The sequence below is a fragment of the Mesorhizobium sp. LMG 17147 genome (genome assembly GCF_024297145.1).
Classification (GTDB): domain Bacteria; phylum Pseudomonadota; class Alphaproteobacteria; order Rhizobiales; family Rhizobiaceae; genus Mesorhizobium.
Window position 1 is genome coordinate 1 of the sequence record NZ_JANCTC010000062.1, and the last position, 541, is coordinate 541.

The following is a 541-nucleotide window of genomic DNA, read 5'->3' on the forward strand; positions in this document are numbered from 1 at the left end:
GCAATCAACGTGTTGAGGGTAGCCCATAACAACTGTGGCAGGATCTCCCACGTAAAGTCCCAGCGCCAGTTGAATGTCATGCCCTTCCAAGCCTCCGGGCAACCAAGCGTTCCGCCCAGCGCATCATCGGGGTTATGAGGAACCTGGCAAGGATGTAGTAGATAATCAAAGCTGTTCCAAACGCCTGCGCCGACAGATAGGTCGAGGCGTTGATCTGGCGTGTCTGGAACATGAGATCGGCGACCGAGATGAGGGACACCAGGGCGGTTCCCTTGAGAAGCTCGATCAGGAGATTACCCCAAGGCGGAAGCATGATCGCCAGCGCTTGCGGCAGTATGATCCTGCGCATCCTCACGCCCTGCGGCATCGACAGCGCGGTTCCCGCTTCCCACTGTCCGCGCGGAACTGACTCAATGGCGCCGCGGACAATCTCGGCGCCATAGGCACCGATATTGAGGCCGACGGATATGTAGCCGGCGGTGAAGTTCGGAAGCGTTATACCAAACAGCGGCAACACGAAGAAAATCCAATATAGCTGCAC

1 protein-coding gene is annotated in these 541 nt (G+C 57.5%); it reads right to left on the reverse strand.

What is annotated here, in order from left to right; all coding sequences use genetic code 11:
* Positions 1-76: 76 nt before the first annotated feature.
* The coding region (locus NMG46_RS29575; RefSeq protein WP_164897732.1) for an amino acid ABC transporter permease at positions 77-541 on the reverse strand (465 nt) is incomplete at its 5' end.